At 63.9% G+C, this 17,546-nt stretch carries 24 protein-coding genes, 1 pseudogene and 1 riboswitch; of the genes and pseudogenes, 19 read left to right on the forward strand and 6 right to left on the reverse strand.

The genetic code is table 11. The features are described from left to right. Positions 1-3 precede the first annotated feature (3 nt). A riboswitch (TPP riboswitch) is annotated at positions 4-148 on the forward strand. The 5 genes from RAD15_RS07695 to thiC all read left to right on the forward strand — a co-directional run bounded on the left by RAD15_RS07695 (position 136) and on the right by thiC (position 4,968). Continuing rightward, the gene (locus tag RAD15_RS07695; RefSeq protein WP_458176004.1) at positions 136-1,146 is read left to right on the forward strand and encodes an FAD-dependent oxidoreductase; all 1,011 of its coding nucleotides are present in this window, start codon (positions 136-138) and stop codon (positions 1,144-1,146) included. Its footprint overlaps the riboswitch before it by 13 nt. Continuing rightward, entirely contained in the window at positions 1,137-1,334 is a 198-nt protein-coding gene (gene thiS, locus RAD15_RS07700) for a sulfur carrier protein ThiS (protein ID WP_458176006.1), read from the forward strand. The genes RAD15_RS07695 and thiS overlap by 10 nt, the downstream gene beginning before the upstream one ends. Positions 1,335-1,524: 190 nt before the next feature. Beyond that, entirely contained in the window at positions 1,525-2,307 is a 783-nt protein-coding gene (locus tag RAD15_RS07705) for a thiazole synthase (RefSeq protein ID WP_458176008.1), read from the forward strand. Continuing rightward, positions 2,294-2,902, forward strand: a complete 609-nt coding sequence (locus tag RAD15_RS07710) for a thiamine phosphate synthase (protein WP_458176010.1) — start codon at positions 2,294-2,296, stop codon at positions 2,900-2,902. The genes RAD15_RS07705 and RAD15_RS07710 overlap by 14 nt, the downstream gene beginning before the upstream one ends. A 167-nt stretch (positions 2,903-3,069) precedes the next feature. Next, positions 3,070-4,968, forward strand: a complete 1,899-nt coding sequence (thiC, locus tag RAD15_RS07715; protein WP_458176012.1) for a phosphomethylpyrimidine synthase ThiC — start codon at positions 3,070-3,072, stop codon at positions 4,966-4,968. An 85-nt stretch (positions 4,969-5,053) separates the two neighbouring features. Here thiC and RAD15_RS07720 read toward each other — a convergent pair whose 3' ends face one another. Then, on the reverse strand, positions 5,054-5,566 hold the full coding sequence (locus RAD15_RS07720; RefSeq protein ID WP_458176014.1) for a DUF4262 domain-containing protein: 513 nt from the start codon (positions 5,564-5,566) through the stop codon (positions 5,054-5,056). A gap of 137 nt (positions 5,567-5,703) precedes the next feature. Here RAD15_RS07720 and RAD15_RS07725 point away from each other — a divergent pair, with 137 nt between their 5' ends. Then, positions 5,704-6,216, forward strand: a complete 513-nt coding sequence (locus RAD15_RS07725; RefSeq protein WP_458176016.1) for a mismatch-specific DNA-glycosylase — start codon at positions 5,704-5,706, stop codon at positions 6,214-6,216. Positions 6,217-6,348: 132 nt separating this feature from the next. On the opposite strand, the gene RAD15_RS07730 is transcribed toward RAD15_RS07725, so the two are convergent. After that, positions 6,349-7,059 (reverse strand): hypothetical protein, encoded by a 711-nt coding sequence (locus RAD15_RS07730; RefSeq protein ID WP_458176018.1) that lies wholly within the window; start codon positions 7,057-7,059, stop codon positions 6,349-6,351. A 94-nt stretch (positions 7,060-7,153) separates the two neighbouring features. On the opposite strand from RAD15_RS07730, the pseudogene RAD15_RS07735 reads away from it, so the two are divergent. Next, positions 7,154-7,324, forward strand: a pseudogene (locus RAD15_RS07735) (mismatch-specific DNA-glycosylase); the annotation flags it as partial. A 393-nt stretch (positions 7,325-7,717) separates the two neighbouring features. Beyond that, positions 7,718-8,413, forward strand: a complete 696-nt coding sequence (locus RAD15_RS07740; RefSeq protein ID WP_458176020.1) for a glutathione S-transferase family protein — start codon at positions 7,718-7,720, stop codon at positions 8,411-8,413. Between the two features lie 193 nt (positions 8,414-8,606). Here RAD15_RS07740 and RAD15_RS07745 read toward each other — a convergent pair whose 3' ends face one another. Further along, positions 8,607-9,041 carry a hypothetical protein gene (locus RAD15_RS07745; protein ID WP_458176022.1) on the reverse strand — a complete coding sequence of 145 codons (435 nt, stop codon included), beginning with the start codon at positions 9,039-9,041 and terminating at the stop codon, positions 8,607-8,609. Between the two features lie 479 nt (positions 9,042-9,520). On the opposite strand from RAD15_RS07745, the gene RAD15_RS07750 reads away from it, so the two are divergent. From RAD15_RS07750 to RAD15_RS07765, 4 genes are all read left to right on the forward strand, one after another. Then, on the forward strand, positions 9,521-9,904 hold the full coding sequence (locus tag RAD15_RS07750) for a RidA family protein (protein WP_458176024.1): 384 nt from the start codon (positions 9,521-9,523) through the stop codon (positions 9,902-9,904). A gap of 146 nt (positions 9,905-10,050) precedes the next feature. Further along, on the forward strand, positions 10,051-10,311 hold the full coding sequence (locus RAD15_RS07755) for a hypothetical protein (RefSeq protein WP_458176026.1): 261 nt from the start codon (positions 10,051-10,053) through the stop codon (positions 10,309-10,311). A gap of 240 nt (positions 10,312-10,551) precedes the next feature. Continuing rightward, positions 10,552-10,803: a hypothetical protein gene (locus RAD15_RS07760; protein ID WP_458176028.1), complete on the forward strand. Its 252-nt coding sequence runs from the start codon at positions 10,552-10,554 to the stop codon at positions 10,801-10,803. A gap of 95 nt (positions 10,804-10,898) precedes the next feature. Next, on the forward strand, positions 10,899-11,537 hold the full coding sequence (locus tag RAD15_RS07765; protein WP_458176030.1) for a hypothetical protein: 639 nt from the start codon (positions 10,899-10,901) through the stop codon (positions 11,535-11,537). A gap of 158 nt (positions 11,538-11,695) precedes the next feature. Here the strand turns inward: RAD15_RS07765 and RAD15_RS07770 are convergent, their stop codons facing one another. After that, complete coding sequence (locus tag RAD15_RS07770; RefSeq protein WP_458176032.1) at positions 11,696-12,181, reverse strand: J domain-containing protein; 486 nt, start codon at positions 12,179-12,181, stop codon at positions 11,696-11,698. Positions 12,182-12,292: 111 nt separating this feature from the next. On the opposite strand from RAD15_RS07770, the gene RAD15_RS07775 reads away from it, so the two are divergent. The 3 genes from RAD15_RS07775 (at position 12,293) to RAD15_RS07785 (ending at position 14,207) form a co-directional block, all read left to right on the forward strand. After that, positions 12,293-13,060 carry an SDR family NAD(P)-dependent oxidoreductase gene (locus RAD15_RS07775; RefSeq protein ID WP_458176034.1) on the forward strand — a complete coding sequence of 256 codons (768 nt, stop codon included), beginning with the start codon at positions 12,293-12,295 and terminating at the stop codon, positions 13,058-13,060. A gap of 272 nt (positions 13,061-13,332) precedes the next feature. Then, on the forward strand, positions 13,333-13,581 hold the full coding sequence (locus RAD15_RS07780; RefSeq protein WP_063201937.1) for a helix-turn-helix domain-containing protein: 249 nt from the start codon (positions 13,333-13,335) through the stop codon (positions 13,579-13,581). 107 nt (positions 13,582-13,688) lie between these two features. Continuing rightward, on the forward strand, positions 13,689-14,207 hold the full coding sequence (locus RAD15_RS07785) for a collagen-like protein (protein ID WP_458176036.1): 519 nt from the start codon (positions 13,689-13,691) through the stop codon (positions 14,205-14,207). A 9-nt stretch (positions 14,208-14,216) separates the two neighbouring features. On the opposite strand, the gene RAD15_RS07790 is transcribed toward RAD15_RS07785, so the two are convergent. Together RAD15_RS07790 and RAD15_RS07795 are read right to left on the reverse strand one after the other, a co-directional pair. Next, on the reverse strand, positions 14,217-14,432 hold the full coding sequence (locus RAD15_RS07790; RefSeq protein WP_458176038.1) for a hypothetical protein: 216 nt from the start codon (positions 14,430-14,432) through the stop codon (positions 14,217-14,219). A gap of 96 nt (positions 14,433-14,528) precedes the next feature. Beyond that, positions 14,529-14,795 (reverse strand): DUF2277 domain-containing protein, encoded by a 267-nt coding sequence (locus RAD15_RS07795; RefSeq protein WP_458176040.1) that lies wholly within the window; start codon positions 14,793-14,795, stop codon positions 14,529-14,531. A 126-nt stretch (positions 14,796-14,921) separates the two neighbouring features. On the opposite strand from RAD15_RS07795, the gene RAD15_RS07800 reads away from it, so the two are divergent. The 4 genes from RAD15_RS07800 to RAD15_RS07815 form a co-directional block, all read left to right on the forward strand. Then, complete coding sequence (locus tag RAD15_RS07800; protein ID WP_458176042.1) at positions 14,922-15,983, forward strand: alpha/beta fold hydrolase; 1,062 nt, start codon at positions 14,922-14,924, stop codon at positions 15,981-15,983. A gap of 133 nt (positions 15,984-16,116) precedes the next feature. Beyond that, positions 16,117-16,461: a hypothetical protein gene (locus RAD15_RS07805; protein ID WP_458176044.1), complete on the forward strand. Its 345-nt coding sequence runs from the start codon at positions 16,117-16,119 to the stop codon at positions 16,459-16,461. 76 nt (positions 16,462-16,537) lie between these two features. Continuing rightward, a complete protein-coding gene (locus tag RAD15_RS07810) occupies positions 16,538-17,140 on the forward strand; it encodes an MSMEG_1061 family FMN-dependent PPOX-type flavoprotein (RefSeq protein ID WP_458176046.1) in 603 nt (200 codons plus the stop codon). 300 nt (positions 17,141-17,440) lie between these two features. After that, on the forward strand, positions 17,441-17,546 hold a 106-nt coding region (locus RAD15_RS07815), incomplete at its 3' end, for a helix-turn-helix domain-containing protein (protein WP_458176082.1).

Genomic DNA, 17,546 nt, shown 5'->3' on the forward strand with positions numbered 1-17,546 from the left:
TAGAGCCGTTCCGAGGGGTGCTCCGAGGAGGAGCTGAGATACCGCTAAATGGGCAAGCCTGCACTTCAGCAAGCCGGCCCAGGACCGCGGTGACCCTTTGAACCTGATCCGGGTCATGCCGGCGAAGGGACAGGGATGTTGCAGACGACCAAGCGATCGGATTCACCGGTATCCATCATCGGCGCAGGCATTGCGGGCGCCTGGCAGGCGCTGTTGTTCGCGCAGGCCGGCCACGCCGTCACCTTGCACGAGCGCGGTGACGCGGAGATGACCGATTCCACCAGCCATTGGGCCGGCGGCATGCTCGCGCCCTATTGCGAGGCGGAGGTCGCCGAACCCATCATCTCCAGGCTCGGCGAACGCTCGCTCGATCTGTGGCGGCGCGAGCTGCCCGACACGCCCTTCAACGGCTCGCTGGTCGTCGCCCTGCCGCGCGAGCGCAGCGACTACGAGCGCTTTGCCCGGATGACCGAGGGGCACGAGCGGCTCGATGCCGCCGGCCTCGCCCAGTTGGAACCGTCGCTGGAAGGCCGCTTCCGCGACGCCCTGTTCTTCCCGAGCGAGGGCCATGTCGAGCCGCGCCGCGTGCTGCCGAAGCTGCACGAGCGCATCCGCGCGGCCGGCGGCACCATCAAGTTCTGCAGCGACGTTTCTGCCGCCGATCTCGACGGCATCGTGATCGACTGCCGCGGCCTGTCCGCGCGCGACGAGCAGAGCGAGCTGCGCGGCGTCAAGGGCGAGATGATCCTGATCGAGACCGGCGAGGTGCAGCTGTCGCGCCCGGTGCGGCTGATCCATCCGCGCTGGCCGCTCTACGTGATCCCGCGCGAGGACAATCTGTTCATGCTGGGCGCGACCTCGATCGAGGCCGAGGACACCGGCGTCAGCGTCCGCTCCGCGCTGGAGTTGCTCGGCGCGGCCTACGCCGTGCATCCCGCCTTCGGCGAGGCCCGCATCGTCGAGTTCGGCTCCGGCCTTCGTCCCGCCTTCCCCGACAATCTCCCGCGCATCGGCGTTCGCGGCGGCAGGATCACCGTCAACGGCCTCTACCGCCACGGCTTCCTGGTCGCGCCCGCGCTCGCCGAGCTGACGCTGAACTATGTCGAGCGCGGCCAGATCGACAACGAGGTGATGCGATGCGGGTGATCGTAAACGGCGAGCAGCGCGAGGTGGCCTCCGTGAGCGTCGATGCGCTGCTCGGCGAGCTCGACTACGAGGGCACGCATTTCGCGATCGCGCTCAACTACGACGTCGTGCCGAAAAGCCGCTGGGCCGAGACCGCGTTGAAGGCGGGCGACGAGATCGAGATCATCACGCCGCGGCAGGGAGGGTGAGGTGACGACGCGCACACTCTCTCCACGTGTCGTCCCGGCGAAGGCCGGGACCCATAACCACCGCCCTCCGTTGGGCGGAAGGTCTCTGCCAGAGTGCCCCAAGCGAGATCACGCGGTATGGGTCCCGGCCCCCGTGCGCAATTGCGCACTAGGCCGGGACGACAGCTATATCCAGGGAGACACCTGAGCCATGGTGACCTTCTACGGCAAAACCTTCTCTTCCCGCCTGCTGATCGGCAGCGCGCTGTATCCCTCGCCGGCGATCATGCAGGACGCGATCCGCGCCTCCGGCTCGAACATCGTCACGGTGTCGCTGCGGCGCGAATCCGCCGGCGGCAAGTCGGGCGATGCGTTCTGGAAGCTGATCCGCGAGCTCGACGTCACCGTGCTGCCGAACACCGCCGGCTGCCGCACCGTGCGCGAGGCCGTGACCACCGCAAAACTCGCGCGCGAATTGTTCGGCACCTCCTGGATCAAGCTCGAAGTCATCGCCGACAACGACACGCTGCAGCCCGACGTCGTCGGCCTCGTCGAAGCCGCGGCCATCCTGACCAAGGACGGCTTTGAGGTGTTCCCCTATTGCACCGAGGATCTCTCGGTCGCCAACCGCCTGGTCGATGCCGGCTGCAAGGTGGTGATGCCGTGGGCCGCCCCGATCGGCAGCGCCAAGGGCATCACCAACCGCGATGCATTGAAGCTGCTGCGCGAGCGGCTGCCCGATATCACGCTGGTGGTCGATGCCGGCATCGGCGCGCCCTCGCACGCCGCGCACGCCCTCGAGCTCGGCTTTGACGCCGTGCTGCTCAACACCGCCATTGCAAAGGCTGCCGATCCCGTCGCGATGGCCAACGCCTTCCGCCTCGGCGTCGAGGCCGGCCGCACCGCTTATGAAGCCGGGCTGATGAACGCCCGCGACTTCGCCTCTCCTTCAACCCCTGTCGTTGGGACCCCGTTCTGGCATGCCGTATCCTGATCGCTTCTATCCCGTCGTCGACAGCCTCAACTGGGTCGAACGCCTGACAAAACTCGGCGTCGGCACCATCCAGCTGCGCGCCAAGGATCTCAACGACGCCGACGCGCTGCAGATCGTCAGCGACGCGCTGGCGATCACGAAGGACACGCAGGCGAAGCTGGTCGTGAACGACTATTGGCGCGCGGCCGTGGTCGCCGGCGCAAAATATCTGCATCTCGGCCAGGAGGACCTCGCCGACGCGGACCTCAAGGCGATCCGCGAGGCCGGCATGTCGCTCGGCGTCTCCACCCATGACGACGACGAGCTTGCGACCGCTCTCGCGGCGCAGCCCGATTACGTCGCGCTCGGCCCGATCTTCTTCACCACGCTCAAGTCGATGCGCTTCGAGCCGCAGGGCATTCCGAAGATCACGGATTGGAAGAAGCGCATCGGCAACATCCTGCTGGTCGCGATCGGCGGCATCAAGTTCGAGCACGCCGCGGAGATTTTTGCGGCGGGCGCGGATTCCATCGCGGTGGTCAGTGACGTCACCCAGAACGCCGACCCGGATGCCCGCGTGCGGCAATGGCTCGGCCTGTCGACGGAGGCTGCGTGATGCCCCTACTCTCTCCACTCGTCATTGCGAGGAGCCCTTGCGACGAAGCAATCCAGACTGCCTCGGCAGAGAGATTCTGGATTGCTTCGCTACGCTCGCAATGACGGAGCCAACGATCACCGCCGTCGCTTCGGCGCACTCACAGCAGAATTAAACCGGAGGATCCCATGAACATCCGCTCCAACCCCGACAAGACCGTCCCCGCCGTCACCACCGGCCCGCTGCCCTCCTCGCGAAAAATCTTTGCATCCCCGGATGCCGCGCCCGACCTGCGCGTGCCCTTGCGCGAGATCATCCTGTCCGAAGGTGCCGGCGAGCCGAACCTGCCGGTGTACGACACCTCGGGCCCCTACACCGACCCGAGCGTGACGATCGACGTCAACGCCGGTCTTGCCCGCAGCCGCAAGCAATGGGTGCTGGAGCGCGGCGGCGTCGAGGAATATGACGGGCGCCAGATCAAGCCGGAAGACAATGGCAGCGTCTCCACCGACAAGGCCGCGCGCGCGTTCAGCGCCTATCACAAGCCGCTGCGCGGCCTCGACGGCCACAAGATCACGCAGCTCGAATTCGCCCGCGCCGGCATCATCACCAAGGAGATGATCTACGTCGCCGCCCGCGAAAACCTCGGCCGCAAGCAGCAGCTCGAGCGTGCGGAAGCCGCCCTCGCCGACGGCGAAAGCTTCGGCGCTTCGGTGCCGGCCTTCATCACGCCGGAGTTCGTGCGCGACGAGATCGCGCGCGGCCGCGCCATCATCCCCTCCAACATCAACCACTCCGAGCTCGAGCCGATGATCATCGGCCGCAACTTCCTGACCAAGATCAACGCCAACATCGGCAACTCGGCGGTGACGTCGTCGGTCGAGGAAGAGGTCGAGAAGATGGTCTGGGCGATCCGCTGGGGCGCCGACACCGTGATGGACCTCTCCACGGGCCGCAACATCCACACCACGCGCGAATGGATTTTGCGCAACTCGCCGGTGCCGATCGGCACCGTTCCCATTTATCAGGCGCTGGAGAAGTGCGACGGCGATCCGGTGAAGCTGACCTGGGAGCTCTACAAGGACACGCTGATCGAGCAGTGCGAGCAGGGCGTTGACTATTTCACCATCCACGCCGGCGTGCGCCTGCAATACATCCACCTCACCGCCAACCGCGTCACCGGTATCGTCTCGCGTGGCGGCTCGATCATGGCGAAGTGGTGCCTGGCGCATCACAAGGAGAGCTTCCTCTACACCCATTTCGACGAGATCTGCGACCTGATGCGCAAGTATGACGTCTCGTTCTCGCTCGGCGACGGCCTGCGTCCCGGCTCGATCGCGGATGCCAACGACCGCGCGCAGTTCGCGGAGTTGGAGACGCTCGGCGAGCTCACCAAGATCGCGTGGGACAAGGGCTGCCAGGTCATGATCGAAGGCCCCGGCCACGTGCCGATGCACAAGATCAAGATCAACATGGACAAGCAGCTCAAGGAGTGTGGCGAAGCGCCGTTCTACACGCTTGGACCGCTGACCACCGACATCGCGCCGGGCTATGACCACATTACGTCAGGCATCGGCGCCGCCATGATCGGCTGGTTCGGCTGCGCCATGCTCTGCTACGTCACGCCGAAGGAGCATCTCGGCCTGCCCGACCGCAACGACGTCAAGGTCGGTGTCATCACCTACAAGATCGCCGCGCACGCCTCCGATCTCGCCAAGGGCCACCCCGCAGCCCAACTGCGCGACGACGCCCTCTCCCGCGCGAGGTTCGACTTCCGCTGGAGCGACCAGTTCAACCTCGGCCTCGACCCCGACACCGCCAAGAACTTCCACGACGAGACCCTGCCGAAGGAAGCCCACAAGGTCGCCCATTTCTGCTCGATGTGCGGACCAAAGTTCTGCTCGATGAAGATCACGCAGGACGTGCGGGATTATGCGGCGACGCTGAATGATCCGAACTCGGTGGGGATGTCGATGAGTGGCACCGCCGAAGACGGCATGGCCAGGATGAGCGCGAAGTTCAAGGAGATGGGGAGCAGCGTTTATCTGGATGCGGAGAAGGTGAAGGAGAGTAATCGGGTGTTGTGAGGAGCTTCGCTTGCCATTCCCTCTGTAAGAGCAAACATACGAAAGCCGGGCGAAATGCCCGGCTTTTTTTTTGCGAAGCATCCCTTCAAGAAATCATCTTCTTCAACAGCGGCTGATCCTCTTTGACAGCGGGTGAGCATTGCGCCTCCCAAGGGAAACGCCTGTTGACGTCTTGCCAGACGACTTGGAGACACGGGAATGCGAACCGCGACTTCTGGTAAAACCAGATCGCCGTGCCGAGATATTCGCGGTAGACCCCGAGCGGCACCTGCCAGAAGCCGAGCTTGTAGCCGTTCTCCAGCAGGTCATCGGCGACATCGCCGTCGACGAATTGATGCCCTGCTGCGATGCGATCGCGGATAAGGTTGATGATGGCCTGGGCGGTTTCGGCTCTCTGGCCGAAGACAATGAGCTCGGGGTGGCCGTAGTTCAGATAGAGGCCGATTGAAAATGCAAACGGCGGGTTTGCATCGGATATGCCTGTGATATGGCAGCCGTGATTGCGGACGTTGCGCAAGATCACCTTGTCGGCTTCGTGCTCGGGCTCCGGCCACTCGAATTGATCTTGCATTCTTATCCCGACGAAGTTGGTGAGCATGTCTTGCTCAGCTCGGTCCAGCCTACAAGACTCGCATGTAGGATGTGTAGCCCGGATGAGCGAAGCGACATCCGGGATTGACAGTGGCCCCGCATGTCGCTGACGCTCATGCGGGCTACAATATTGCGGATAACTACGTGCCCGGCATCACCCCCCACCGCCTCCCCGACCAACTCCGCCCCAACCTCCGCCTCGTCTTCGTCGGCACCGCCGCCTCGACGCGCTCGGCCGAGCTCGGGCACTATTACGCCCATCCCGGCAACCGCTTCTGGCGCGCGATCCATGAGGCCGGGATCACGCCGCGGCGCTATCAGCCGAGTGAGTTTGCGTCGCTGATCGAACTCGGGATCGGCTTCACCGATCTCTCCAAGTCGGGCGCGGGGATGGATCACCAGATCGCGGCGGAGACGATCGACGTGCCCGGCTTCAGGGCGAAGATCGAAAAGTATCGGCCGAGGACGATTGCGTTCACGAGCAAGAAGGCGGCGAGCTTGTTTTATGGCAGGCCGTCGAGCGGGGTTTCGCTGGGGCGGCAGGCGCGTGATGAAAGCTTGCCGGACATCTTCGTGCTGCCGTCGCCGTCAGGTGCAGCGTCCGGGCATTGGACGCTGGAGCCGTGGCGGGAACTGGCGGCGTGGATTGCTGCGTAGGGTGGGTTAGCTGCGCGGATGCGCAAAGCGCAGGCCGGGAAGCGTAACCCACCGCTTCTGTCGCCGGAGGCAGAAGAGGTGGGTTACGCCTTGCGCCGTTCCGTGTTGAGCGACCGCGTACGCGAGCGAGGTTCATGCAAAATTTTTCAAGAATACGCCAACCGCCGTAAGAACAGCAGAGGCTCCCAGCACTGGCCCCTTGTCGTATTCCGCTATCTTCCTAACCAACAACTCAAGTACTTTGTACGCCAGCCCCATCACGGCAAGTATGAGAACGGAGAACAGCACGTTACCCAAGACGCCTGCAGTTGAGAGAACAGGATACGCAACAATCGCAAGCCCATTCGCCAGAAATGCAAAAGCGTCATCAGAAATGAACGAACTCAAAAGGATGTAGAGCGCCGTCACGATCGCGCCATATACCAGCAAGACCGCAGCGTAAGTGACCACGACGCAGAAACTCACGGACGCGATGTTGTTGCCGGACAAACCTATAAGATAGCCTCTGTACATCCACTTATGAATTTTTGGAGAGCCTAAACACATCGCCGCAATGAGCATCCATGGCACAGTAAGCAGTAAATTTCCAAAATGGAGAGTCAGCACGCTCGTCAAGGTAGGACCCAACATGATGAGCCAGAAGAATACATCCTGAGACCTGAGGCGCTCCACTCTCAACATTTGGTTCTGCGAGGAAAGCCAATACCAGACCCTCACCGACCTATCGCCCAGCCACTCTTTTTGAGACTTCGACAAAAAGAAATCCACGGATCCGACCGCACCGGCTGCAACCCCTGCTGCAACCGCAATCTCACCCGCCAAGCCTGCAAAACCCGACGACATGCCAAATCCCATTTGGCTGCAATTTATGCGTAAAGCGATCTCACTATCACAATTATAGATTGCTTACAATCTTTGGTCGACCGGACCATACCTCAAGGAGGCGAACTTGTTTTACGTCAGGCCGTCGACCAGGATTTCGCTGGGGTGGCAGCGGCGCGACGAGAGATTGCCGGAGATGTTTGTGCTGCCGTCGCCATCTGGTGCAGCGTCCGGGCATTGGACGCTGGAGCCGTGGCGGGAGCTGGCGGCGTGGATCGCTGCGTAGGGTGGGTTAGACGCGCGGCTGCGCAAAGCGCAGGCCGCGCGGCGTAACCCACCGCTTCTGTCGCCGCGGAGGCAGAAGTGGTGGGTTACGCCTTGTGCTGTCCCGTGTTGAGCGACCGTGTATGCGAGCGGCTAACCCACCCTACGCACTCACGCTCAGTCGTCGTCCTGGCGAAGGCCGGGACCTCCGCGCTTGCGCTCGTCGCGATAACCACAGGGAGCAGCTTGGCGAAGACTCGTCGTTCGGTATTGCGGCCGTTCGCAACAAATAGATCACGTGGTATGGGTCCCGGCGTTCGCCGGCACGACACCGTGGATGTGGCAAGCGCCGCACCCATTGCATCCACCCCCACGCCCCTGCATGCTGCCCCCGCCACCCCGGAGGAGCCCGCCCATGCTGACCCTCTACTCCTACCCACAACTGTTCGGCGTCGCCGACAACAACGGCTACGGCCTCAAGGTCTACGCTTTCCTCAAGCTCGCCGGCGTGCCGTTCGTGCACGAGCACATCTTCGATGCCTCCGCCGCGCCACGCGGGCAGTTGCCTTACATCGTGGACGACGGCGAGACCATCGGCGACAGCGAGACGATCATCGCGCATGCGATCAGCAAGTATCGCCTCGGCATCGATGCGGCGCTGTCGGCCGAGCAGCGGCGGACCAACCATCTCGTCACGCGCATGCTGGACGATCTCTATTGGGTGATGTCGTATTCGCGCTGGAAGGACGAGCGCTTCTATCCGGCGTTTCGCGACGGTTTTATCGCGCAGCATCCGCAGGTGAGTGCGGAGGGGTTCGAGAAGGCGAAGGCGTACAACGCGCAGCGCTATCACTACCAGGGCATCGGCCGCTACACGCCGGAGCAAGCCTACGCGCGCGGGCTTGCCGACCTGCAGGTGCTGGCGGAGATGGTGCCGGCCGCGGGCTTCGTGCACGGCGCGGCGCCGACCAGCTGTGATGCCGGCATCTACGGCTTCGTCGCCAACATCTATTATTTTCCGATCCCGACGCCGCTGAAGGCCTTCGTCGATGCGCACGAAAATCTCGTCGCGCATTGCGAGCGGATTCATGCGGCGGTGAGCGGATCGTAGGCTCGTAGGGTGGGCAAAGCGAAGCGTGCCCACCAACTTTTTCGCATATCGCTAACGCCGATTGGTGGGCACGGCGCTTACGCGCCTTTGCCCACCCTACGCAGCTTCCACGCGGTGACAGAAGTGGTGGGTTACGCCCGGCGGATTGCGCTTCGCGCATCCGCAGGGCTAACCCACCCTACGGCACCGTGCCCTACCGCATCGTGATCGCGAGGCCGCTGAGATCCGCATTCGCCATCAGGCCGACCTGCGTGCCGGCGAGTTCCAGCACGGCGCCCTTCTGGTTGGTCAGCACGATGGCGCGCGCACCGGCGCCGACCGCAAGGCCCGCACCGGCGGCGCCGTAGACGCCGGCGACGTCGGAGGGCCGGTTGATGTTGGAGACGCGGCCGCGCAGCACGGTCTTGGAGCCGCCGAACACCAGGCCGTAGTCGAGTCCGCCGGTCGAGAGCGCATAGGAGCGGCCGCGGAAGTTCAGCACGCCGGAGCCGCCGGACCCGCCGATGATCCAGCCCGCCTTGTAGATCGTCAGCGTCACGAAGCCGCTGTCGGCCAGCGCCGAGGTCGAGAGCCCGGCCAGGGCGGCAATGGCGACTAGCGCCGCGCGGAAGGTGGATGCGATCTTCATGGGTGTCTCCGGGGGCTATTTTTTAGGGAGGAAAGCGAATCAGACGAGCCGAATTTATCCGATGGATCGCGGCGGGAACATGATGGGATGGACGTGGGACGCAAGGCGACGCAACGCATTCAACCGTCATCGCCCGGTTTTGCCGGGCGATCCAGTATTCCAGAGACGGCGTTGACTGAACCGAGAAGCCGCGGCGTACCGGATGCCCCGCCTCCGCGGGGCATGACAGCGGTTGTGTTTGGCACGACCGGTCACCCATCGCCATCATGCCATTCTGCTCCTGTTTTGCCCGACGGGTCAAGCAATACTTCGGATTACAAGAAGTTGAGAAAATCCAACGCCTTCCCTACTGTGCATGGGGTTGTTTTCGCATTTCTTGTCTTGCACCCCCTCCGCCGTCCCCAATGCCGATTGCAACTCCCCCGCATCCCGCTACGCTCATGCCGGTCACGCGACCGTTCCATTCCCGAGGTGATGCCATGCCGATCCAGCATTTCGCGCCCCCGCCGCACGTCAAGGCGCCGCCGCTGTCCTTTGCCACCCGCGTCGGCGATCTCCTGTTCATCTCCGGTATTCCCGGCTTCGACGCCTATGGCGCGCTGCCCGAGGGTTTCGAGGCGCAGTTCGCCAACGTCGTCGTCAACATCAAGCGCGTGCTGGAGGAAGCTGGCGCCGGTGTCCGCGACCTCGCCAAGGTCAACGTGCTCCTGACCCGCGCCTCCGACGTCGCCGCCATGAACGCGCTCTATGCCGGTGCCCTCGGCCCGCCGCCCTATCCGGCGCGCACCACCTGCGTCGTCCATGCGCTACCCGATCCGAGGATGCTGATCGAGATCGAGGCGGTGGCCTCGCTGGCGAAGTGAGCACGTGTGGCTTGCAGGGCACGCAGCCGAACCAAGTGCCCTGGATCGCCTGACATGTCCGTGAAACGACGGCTCCCCGGCTTGCAAAGGACCGGCTTTTACCGCACGAATTTTTTGGTCACACGTCCCCCATCAGGAGATATTTCATGCGTCGCGTTCTCGCCCTTTGTGCCGTTGCCGGCATCGCTAGTTCCGTGTTTGCCGTGCCCGCCTCGGCGGCAGTCGGCTATTACGTGATCCGCTGGGACAACACCGGCATCTGCCAGGTCTGGAACGAGGACCTGAAGTACAAGCCGTTCCAGTGGGGCGTGTCGACCTACAAGGTCGTCAGCAAGCCGCTCCCGACCTTCACGGCGGCTTCCGAGCTGCAGATCAAGCTGCGCGCGGAGCGCCGCTGCACGCTCTAAGCTTTACGCGACAGATCGAATTCAAAGGGCGGGCCGCGCGAGCGACCCGCCCTTTTCTTTTTGCAGCGGCCCCCGCGTTTTCCGCCACCAGATCGCGCAATTCCCGCGGCGCCCCTTTGAACCTGATCAGCGTGCGGAACTACTCACATCTTGTCCGGGGCGCATCCCCAAAGCGTCCCGCGCCATCCCTCCCCATCATTGTCGGGAGGCGCATCACATCTTTCATTCGAGGAGCTGATCATGCGTCGTATTTCCATGCTGTGCGCTGCTGCCGGTCTTGCCGTCACCGCGTTCGTCGCCGCGAGCCCTGCCCAAGCCAGCTATCACCTGATCCGCTGGCAGGACACCGGCTTCTGCCAGATCTGGGACGAGAGCATCCCGACCACGCCGTGGCCGGCCGGCTACCACCGCGCCAGCGCGACAGTGCCGACCATTCTCGACGCACTGGCACTGAAGGATCACGCGCTGAAGAACGGCCACTGCAGCTGGTAAGACTTTCGATCGGCGGACGACAAGCGTCGGGCAAGGATGCGATGCAAGCATCCTTGCCCGTTCGCGTTTCCATCCGGTTTCTGCGGGATCAATCGATGCGCACGCTCACCACGACAGTCGCCATCCTCAGCGCAACGCTCGCGCTCGCCGCGACAGCGCAGGCGCAGGCCCGGCAATCCTTCCGCGTGATCTCGCCGATCTTCGGCCAGCTCGTCAGCTTCGCGATGCCGTCGAATTTCGTGGCGGTGTTCGAGAACACCAAGGGCGGCCACTACATCCGCGAGGCCGTGCTGAAGGGCGAGACGCCGGAGCGCTGGACGCAGATGATCACGGTCACCGGCGAGAAGGGCATGACGCTGACGCCAGGCGCATCGCCGGAGACGTTTGCAGCCTCGATCGCCGGCGGTTTCAAATCGGCCTGCCCCGACAGCTTTGCGGTGCAGCCGCTCGGCGCCACGCAATTCGGCCGCTTCGAGGGTTTCGTTGCCGTGATCGGCTGCGGCCGCGTCGACAGCGGCCCGACGCGGCACAGCGAGACCGCGCTGCTGGTCACGCTGAAGGGCACGAGCGACTACTACACCATCCAATGGGCCGAGCGCGGCCCCGAAACCGACGAGCCGCCGGTCAGGGACGAACGCTGGCAGGCGCGCCTGCGCGAACTCAGCCCGATCGAGCTTTGCCCGATCGTCGCCGGCGAAGCCGCGCCCTATCCGAGCTGCGTGAACAAGAGCTGAGGCTACACACGCGAATGCCGTAGGGTGGGCAAAGCGACTTGTCCCGCCGTAGCTCGAAGAGCGAAGGCGGAAAGCCTGCCCACCATTCCGTCGCACCAACAAAAATGGTGGGCACGGCGCTTTGCGCCTTTGCCCACCCTACGAGATATCGCTTGCTCTCACGCGTCCTTGTGCGCGCCGGGATGGATCAGGAGGTCGCGCGCGGCGGCGAGGTCGATGAAGGCTTCCGCGCTGCCGCCCTGGTCGGGATGCATGCCCTTGGCGGCGCGGCGATAGGCCTGGTTGATGTCCTCGCAGGTGAGCTGCACCGCGAGCGGCAGGCCGAGCACCTTGCGGGCGCGATCTTCGCTGGAGAGTTTTTTCGGCATGGCGTTGCGGCGGCCGAAGCGCGGCGCGGTGAGTTCGTGAACGACATCGAGCACCACACCGACGCGGCGCTGGGCGGCCAGCGTGACGCTGTGATCGTCATTGTCCACGGCCTGACGCAGCACCGGCAGCGCCTGCTCGGCGGCCTGGCGCAGCGTGGCATCGACGCTCATCCGCGAGATCTCGGCCACGAGCCGGCCGGCCTCCGCCCAATCGGCCGACTGCGCCGACCGCAGGCGTTCGAGACCGAATTTCCAGGATTCAAGCCGTTCCATCATGCGCGCAACGTTTAGCAATCAAGATCAGTATGCCAAGGCCGCCGTTTCCGACCCCTTAATTTCGAGTTAGCCTTTCATGAAACTTCGAAACGAAATCGGGAGGAAATTGTCATGGCATTGCTCGCTAACCATATCGCCGTCGTCACGGGCGCCGGTTCCGGCATCGGCCGCGCGATCGCGGCCGGCTACGCCCGCGAGGGCGCGCAAGTGGTGCTGCTCGATGTCAATGCCGAGACGATCGCGGAGGCCGCCGGGGAGATCCGCAAGGCCGGCGGCAAGGCCGAGAGCTTTGCGCTCGACGTGACCAGGCGCGAGGATTGCTTTGCGCTCGCAGAGCAGGTCGCCGAAAAGGTCGGGCAGGTCTCGATCCTCGTCAACAATGCCGGCATCACGCGCCGCAACGCCTTCACCGCCGAGACGGAGACGGTGGCAAAGGACTGGGACGACATCATCTCGCTCAATCTCAACGGCGTCTTCAACATGACGCAGGCGTTCCTCGCACCCTTGCGCGCCGGCAAAGGCCGCATCGTCAACATCGGCTCGATCCAGTCCTTCGTGCATCTGCGCACGCCGAGCTCGGCGGCGTATACGACCTCGAAACACGGCGTGCTCGGCTTCACCAAGGCGCTCGCGGTCGAGCTCGGCAAGGAAGGCGTGCGCGTCAACGCGATCGGGCCGGGCTTCATCGAGACCAACATCAACGCCAATGTGCGTGCGACCAATCCGGCGCTGGTGCAGGCCTTCGTCGACCACACTCCGCTGGCGCGAACCGGCAAGCCCGAGGACATCGTGGGTCCCGCGATCTTCCTGGCGTCGGACCTGTCGGCTTACGTCACCGGATCGATCGTGATGGTGGACGGCGGATACAGGACGGTGTGAGGCGCGGCGCTCTCTCGACACAGATGCTGTCATGCCCTGCGCAGGCTTCGCGGACGATGACACCGCTTGCGCCGCGCAAGATAGTCCCGCAGCGCGATGCATCTCGTGCCAATCGCGGCGCCTTCACGGCAATCCCAAGGTCAATTGGTGCGATCGCCCGCGATTAACCTTTCGTTAACCAAACCCGCCCACCGTAGATTCACGGCTTGGGGGTCGTTGGTTCTCGATCCGCTTCCAAAGACGGAAGCGGGCGTTGATCGGGAGGTGTGTTGATGACCACTGTTCATGTCGCTGCGTCCGAACCGGGCGCGCAATTCCTTGCTCCTAACCAGATCGTTCCGCTGCTGATCGGCGCAACCGTCGACGAGGTCGAACGCGAGCTCGTGCTCCAGACGCTCGCGCGCTGCGACGGCAACCGCACGCGTGCCTCGCGCGTGCTCGGCCTGTCGGTGCGCACGCTGCGCAACAAGATCAGGATCTACGCGGCGTCCGGCATCGACGTGCCCGCGTACCAGGACTAGTGCGTGCTGCCGATTGATGTTGATCAGGCCCTGCGCGAGGCGCGGGCGGAATTGCTGCTGTCGTCAAACGCCGCTAAGTAGCTTGCTTCCGGCAGAGGAGCAGCAGCGTGGCAGACGAACAGAAACGGCAGGGCCCCCAGGGGCCGCGCGGGCGGCAGGGCGAACCGGGACGGCCGGGGCCGCAGGGGCATCCGGGCAAGCGGGGGCCGGACGGCGCACGTGGCAAGCCGGGGCCGCAGGGCAAGCCGGGACCGATCGGAAAGGCGGGTCCCCTGGGCAAGCCCGGTCCGCAAGGCAAGCAGGGCGAAGCCGGAGCGCGCGGGGCAGCCGGAGCGCAGGGACCCGTCGGACCGCAAGGGCCGTCAGGGTCGCAAGGTCCGCGCGGCGAAGCGGGGCCGCCCGGCCAGCTGCCGTCGATCGAGCAGGTGCTGCCGTGGCTCGAACAGCTCTTCGACGCCTGGGACGAGCGCCGACGCCAGCGCGAGCGTGAAGCCGCCGAGCGCGAGGCACTGGAGGCCGCCGTGCAGGAGACTGACGAGCCGATCGCCGAAGACGAGGGTGACGACGGCGAAGGCGACGATCACAAGAAAAAGAAGAAGAAGAAGAAGCACGGCCACAAGGATTAGCGGGCGATTCTATTTCGTCCGATCCTCGCGGCGCGGCAGCATGCCCATGCGTTCGAACTGCCAGCGCATGGCGCGATACCAGAAATAGCCGACCGCCGCGCCGCACAAGGCGAGGATGACGACGTTCGCGCTCGAGAACGAACCGCCCCACCACATCATCCACGCGGTCCACAGCAGCGTGAAAATGATGGCACCTGCTTTCAAGGGAAGAAGGGGGCGGCTCATGGTTGTGCTCCGGGCTGTCAAAACCCCGGCAGACAGCATTGCAAGTTGAAGCGCTCCATACCGTGAGCCACATCACGGAACGAGCATTTGAGTCCGCTAACCGAAGCGCAGCCGCGAGCGCTCCTTGGCCCGTTCCGCCTCGACCTCACGGTCGCGCGTCGGCGCATGGGTGTGCAGCGATGTCAGGAGTTTTCGCGCGGCCTCCGAGACCTCTGCGACCGCACGGTCGAAGGCCGCCTCATTGGCCTGCGACGGCTTGTTGAAGCCGGACAACTTTCGCACGAATTGAAGCGCGCTGGCGTGGATCTCGTCCTCCGAGGCCGGCGGCTCGAAGTTGAACAGCGTCTTGATGTTACGGCACATGCAGTGTCTCCCGATGGGTAGCCTGAAAGACGATCGGCGGAGCCGAAATCCTACATCCTTCCCCGCAGTTCTGCTAAGTTCCGCCGCAGCGCGGCCGCCGATCATGAGCCGCACGGGGAGAGAAACATGAAAGCTTCTTGCGCGGCGCTGGCGGGCGTTCTGCTATCCATTTCGACGTCGGCGATGGCCGCCGACTATCCGGCGCCGAAGCAGGGCGATTGGGTCGCCAAAGACTTCAAGTTCCACACCGGCGAGACCATGCCGGAGCTGAAGCTGCACTACACCACCATCGGCGAACCCTCCGGCCAGCCCGTGCTGGTACTGCATGGCACCGGCGGCTCGGGCGCAAGCATGCTGTCGCCGTCCTTTGCCGGCGAACTGTTCGGCGCGGGGCAGCCGCTCGATGCTGCCAAATACTACATCATCATTCCCGACAGCATCGGTCATGGCAAATCGTCGAAGCCGTCGGACGGCATGAAGACGAGCTTTCCGAAATACGATTACGACGACATGGTCGAGGCGCAGTATCGCCTGGTGACGGAGGGCCTCGGCGTCAAGCATCTGCGGCTCGTCATCGGCAATTCGATGGGCGGCATGCATACCTGGCTGTGGGGCGAGAAATATCCGAAGGCGATGGACGCGCTGATCCCGATGGCGTCGCAACCGACCGAAATGGCGTCGCGCAACTGGATGCTGCGGCGGATCATGCTCGACACCATCCGGAGCGATCCCGACTACAATGGCGGCAACTACACCAGCCAGCCGCGCATGATGAAATATGCCATCACCGCCTACGGCATCGCCAGCATCGGCGGAACGCTGGCCTATCAGCAACAGGCGCCGACCGCCGCCAAGGCCGACAAGATCGTCGACGAGCGGCTGGCGACGCCGATCACCGCCGACGCCAACGACTTCATCTATCAGTGGGAATCCTCGCACGACTACAATGCCGGCGAGAAGCTGGAGCAGATCGAGGCGTCGCTGCTGCTGGTCAATTCCGCCGACGACGAGCGCAACCCGCCCGAGACCGGCATCACCGACGCTGCGATGAAGCGGGTCAAGAACGGCAAGCTGTATCTCATCCCCGCGAGCACCGAGACACGCGGCCATGGCACCACCAGCAATGCGAAATTCTACAGCGAGCAGATCAGGCAGTTGCTGCTGACCGCGCCGCAGCGCACGATGTGAGAGCGCGGCCACTCATGTCGCAACGCATCATATGCGGCGCCGTTCGCGCCGCATATTATTTGAGCATGCAATGCGCTGACAGCTCGGGCTTAATCGCGTCAACGATACGAATCGAAACGCGATGGAGGATCGCATGCACAGGCTCGCACTGTGCGTTTGGCTGGCCGCGCTGACGAGCGCCGCGTTCGCGTTCGACAACGGGCAATATGATCACGTTCCGCCCGACATCCGCTTTTGGTTCAAGAGCGTGATCGCACCGAACGGCGTGCCCTGCTGCGACATCTCCGACGGCCATCGTACCGAATACGATGTGCGCAACGGCACCTATTGGGTGCCGATCGAGGGACAATGGATGGCGGTGCCCGAGCGTGCCATCATCCGCGATCGCGGCAATCCGGTCGGCCAGGCCGTGGTGTGGTACGTCCATCACCGCGGCACCATCATCATCAGCTGCTTCGTGCCGGCGGATGCCGTCTAGCGCATCGGATGGATTTCGTTGGCTGAAGGCGGCCCGATCGGATAGCTTGACGCAAAACTGATGCGGAGACACGCCGTTGACCGATCTTTGCGCCGAAGACCTCGCCACCATCTATGCCAAGCCGAGCCCGCGCGTGATCGCGAAAGCGCGTCCGGCGATCGATGCGCATGCGAAGAAGTTCATCGAGATGTCGCCGTTCTGCGTGCTCGCGACATCGGGAGCGGACGGCAGCGTCGATGCCTCGCCGCGCGGCGGCGGCATTGGCTTCATCCACGTCGCCGGTCCCAACCAGTTGCTGATGCCTGACCGTTCCGGCAACAACCGGATCGACAGTTTTCGCAGCGTCGTCGAAGGCTCCGGCTTCGTGCATCTGTTGTTCTTTGTCCCCGGCATCGACGAGACGCTGCGCGTCGGCGGACGTGGCACGCTGTCGGCCGATCCGGACCTGCTCGCTTCGATGGTGGAGTTCGGCAAGCCGCCGCGCGCGGTGCTGAACGTCGCCGTCAGCGAAGTCTATTTCCACTGCGGCAAGGCGCTGATGCGCTCGAAGCTGTGGTCGACGGAGAAGGTGCAGCGCTCGGTGATGCCGAGCATCGTCGAGGTGATCCACGAGCAGACCGGTCTCGGCGAGCCGCAGAGTCAGGAGATCGTGGAAGAGCTCTACAAGACGCAACTGTAGCTGTTGCAACAATCGAGGTGTCGTCCCGGACAAGCGAGCGTCAGCGAGCGCTGATCCGGGATCCATAACCACAGGAAGTCGTTTGACGAAGACTCGTGGTTACCTTCGCGCCCACAACCCCTCCTTGGGGTTATGGGTCCCGGCTCCCCGTGCGCAATTGCGCACTAGGTGTGGTCTCTCAGGAGGTTGTCCATCTGGTCTGAACCGAGGAAGCTGAGGTTGCGAAGCTTCAGTGTTCCAAGGAGAGACCAGATGAACGTCCACAAGAATGCGCCTTTGACGCCTAAAGGTCGAGAGGCGATGGTCCGAAGCGTGGTCGAGGGCGGGCTGAGCCAGGCCGACGCGGCTTTCCAATTCAACACGACGCCGAAGACCGTTGCCAAATGGGTCAAGCGGTTCCGCGCAG

The sequence above is a fragment of the Bradyrhizobium sp. 14AA genome (genome assembly GCF_054185205.1).